The sequence below is a fragment of the Lysobacter antibioticus genome (genome assembly GCF_000731095.1).
Classification (GTDB): domain Bacteria; phylum Pseudomonadota; class Gammaproteobacteria; order Xanthomonadales; family Xanthomonadaceae; genus Lysobacter; species Lysobacter antibioticus_B.
Window position 1 is genome coordinate 1 of record NZ_JMTZ01000035.1, and the last position, 3,610, is coordinate 3,610.

Sequence of the window (3,610 nt, forward strand, 5' to 3'; positions counted from 1 at the left end):
GACAAAAGAAAGTAACCCGCCGCTTTAGTGGCGGAAGCTCTTGGCGTTTGATCTTGCTTCAACAAAGTCAGCAGCAAGTGCAGAGCTTCTGTTCGGTACTACGCCAAGCTCATCACGGCAACGGCAACGGCAACGGCAACGGCAACGCGGTGGACCTCGGAGGAGGGGCACAAGCCGCGACCGCGAACCGTGGGCAGCGCCGCAGGCCGGAGGTCGGGTCGCGGCTCGCGCCGCTCCTACCCAAGAGCGAGACATCGCCGACAAGGGGGAGGGGCCTGGGCCCGGCAAGCCGACCCGGTTCGCGCATCGCGCGCAGGCGGCGGTGCCTTCGGCATGCCGCCACGCAAAAATCGATTCGGGCAGGCCGAGGCCCTGCGGCCTTCACGGCTGTCGCCAGACTCGGCAAAACAATCACTTACCGGCGTATCGGCGACCGGCTCGTCGCGGCGACTGTGTACGCGGTCTCCCTAGCACACCCTCATTGCTGCGCCGCGTCATGCAACGCGGTCCCAGGTTGTGGTTAATTTAGATCGATCCAATTTGGGGGTTGGGTATGCCGGGGCGGTCTTTCGGGGCCATCCGGGCAGTTTACTTAGATCGAGAGAAAAGCCGTTTGAGACCAGGGAGCGGTCGCCATTGCAGTCCACTTTTTCTTGGGGAGCACCGCGAAGATGAGCCATTCCACCCTGCGACGCAGCGCACTGACCGGTGCTTTGCTGTCGATCCTGTTCGCGCCTGCCGTGGCGCAGGCGCAGTCCGCCGAGACGCCGGCCGGCCAGGCCAGCGCGGGCGCCGACGAGAGCAGCCGGGCGAACAAGCCAACCGAAATCGACAAGATCACCGTCACCGGCTCGCGCATCAAGCGCAGCGAGATCGAAGGACCGGCGCCGGTCTTCACCATCACCGCCGCGCAGATCGAGAAGGAAGGTTTCAACACCGTCTACGACGCGCTGACCACGCTGACCGAAGCCATGGGCACGGTCGAGTCCGACATCGCCTGGGGCCAGCACACGGTCAACGCCAGTCCGCTCAACCTGCGCAACATGGGCCCGGGTCGCAGCCTGCTGCTGATCAACGGCCGTCGCGTCGTCGATTATCCGCTGCCGTACCAGGGCAAGAGCAACTTCGCCAACTTCAACAACATCCCGACCGCGATCGTCGAGCGCATCGAAGTGCTCGCCAGCGGCGCCTCGGCGATCTACGGCTCCGATGCGGTCGCGGGCGTGATCAACGTGATCCTCAAGAAGGAATTCCAGGGCGACCAGGTCAAGATCCGCGGCGGCACCTCGACCCGCGGCGGCCGCGATTCGATGGACCTGTCCTGGGCCGGCGGCCGCAGCGGCGACAACTGGAACGTGACCTACGCATTGCAGTGGTTCCACCGCGAAGCGCTGCCGGCAAGCGAGCGCGAGTTCATGGACTCGGAATTCGATGCGCCGGCGACCTCGCTCAATCCGCAGGACCGCAAGGTCGGCGTGCTGCCGTCGGTCGGCATCCGCATGTTCAACGCCGGCACCGGCCAGCGCATGATGCCGCCGGCCGGCGCCTGCGATCAGTACGGTTCCGAGTTCTTCCTGCAGAACCGCCGTACCTATAACCGCAACAGCAACACCATCGGCAACACCGGCTGGCAGTGCGGCCAGAAGACGGCCTACCAGCACTGGACCCTGCGCAACGGCAGCGACGATCGCTCCGGTTACGTGTACGGCAACTACGATTTCGCCAACGGCATGCAGGGTTGGGTCACCGCTGGTGTGTGGAGCTCGCGCGGCACCAACATGACCTTCATGCCGGCATGGAGCTCGGGCGGCACTTACCACGATGTCGGCCTCAACGCCGATCTCGACCTGGTCAAGCGCTTCACTCCGCAGGAAATCGGCGGCGCCAAGGGCGGTTACACCCGCTCCGACGAGTTGTCCTGGGATCTGTCGGCCGGCCTGCGCGGCCAGTTCGGCGATCGTTTCGACTGGGACTTCAGCATCGGCCGCGCCGAATACACCGTCGACGAGAAGTTCCCGACCGTGCTGCTGGCCGAAGCCGACCGCTACTTCCTCGGCGCCAATCGCGATCGCATCGACCAGAACCGGTTGTGGAACCCGATCTCGCCGCAGGACTACGCCTCGATCACCACGCGCGGTAAGAACCGCGCCGAATCCTGGCTGACCTCGGCCAACTTCATCGTCAGCGGCGACCTGTTCGAAGGTTGGGCCGGCCCGATCGGCTTCGCCGCCCAGCTCGAAGCGGCCAAGCAGGGGTATAGCCTGGCGCCGGATCCGAACACCATCGGCGACAACCGCAAGTACGACCAGACCGCCAATCTCGATCTGGGTTCGGGTACGCGCAATCACTACGCCGCCGGCGTCGAGTTCAAGATTCCGCTGCTGGAGTCGCTGACCGCATCGCTGGCCGGCCGTTACGACAAGTACGACGCCGTATCCGGCGACGCCGCGTCGACCTACAACGCCGGCCTGGAATGGCGCCCCTTCAGCAACCTGTTGGTGCGCGGCACCTATGCGACCAGCTTCCGTGCGCCGGACATGCACTTCGTCTACGCCACGCCGAGCACCTCGGTCGCCGACCAGACCGATTACCTGAACTGCCTGCGCGCGGGCCAGCAGGGCAACTGCACCTGGGACGCCGGCTTCAAGGTCGAGGACGCGAACATCGCGCGCCAGGGCACGCCGAACCTGAATTACGAAACCGGTAATTCCTGGACCGCCGGCTTCGTCTGGGACATCACCGACGGCCTGTCGGTGTCGACCGACTACTGGCGTATCGAACTGGAAGACGAAATCGACGACGTCGGAGCCAACGACGTGCTGCTCGACGAGGCCTACTGCCTGACCGGCAAGACCCCGACCGGCGAGCCGCGCGTCAGCGCTCCGAGCGCGGACCGCTGCAAGCTGCAGATCGGCCGCGTCACCCGCGCCGCCGATCCGGACGGCGCCGGCCCGCTGCTGGGTCAGGTCACCGACATCCGCACCGGCCCGGTCAACCGCGCCGCGCGCAACGTCGAAGGCGTGGACGCTTCGCTGAAGTACCGCTTCACCACCGAGCGTTGGGGCGATTTCAGCCTGGGCCTGAACTACACCAACCTGCTCAAGCTCGAAACCCGCACCGACGCCAGCGAAGAGATGCAGGACAAGCGCAACGACGAACCGCGCAGCAAGTTCCGCGGCAGCGTCAACTGGCAGCGCGAGAAGTGGAACGCGACCGTCTACGCCGACCGCGTCGGCAGCGTGCCGAGCGTGCGCTTCAACGGCTGCCTGCCGTTCTCCGACGGCTACGTGCCCAACTCCGACAACTGCGTCGACAACGACTCGGCCAGCCCGACCTTCGGCCAGGCGACCAAGAAGTACTACGGCCGCGTCGGGCCGGCGATCACCTGGAACCTCAGCGCCGGCTATCAGATCACCGAGAAGGCCAAGGTCAACTTCTACGTCAGCAACATCTTCGACGAAGTCAACGAAGAGAAGGACCCGTACAAGAAGGACTTCGCCTTCATCGCCGACCGCATCTTCAGCCCGGTCGGCCGCGAGGTCGCCATCGAGTACGTGCTGGACTTCAACTAAGGCAGGCCAACCCGTCGCGGCGGCGCAACCGCGCCGCC

1 protein-coding gene is annotated in these 3,610 nt (G+C 65.3%); it reads left to right on the forward strand.

What is annotated here, in order from left to right; genetic code table 11:
* Window positions 1-671 precede the first annotated feature (671 nt).
* Window positions 672-3,572 (forward strand): TonB-dependent receptor plug domain-containing protein, encoded by a 2,901-nt coding sequence (locus tag EX88_RS0112200; RefSeq protein ID WP_031372271.1) that lies wholly within the window; start codon window positions 672-674, stop codon window positions 3,570-3,572.
* Window positions 3,573-3,610: the final 38 nt, after the last annotated feature.

Coding starts and splice junctions, on each gene's coding strand:
- EX88_RS0112200 (WP_031372271.1), top strand. CDS start 672: ATGAGCCATTCCACCCTGCGACGCAGCGCACTGACCGGTGCTTTGCTG.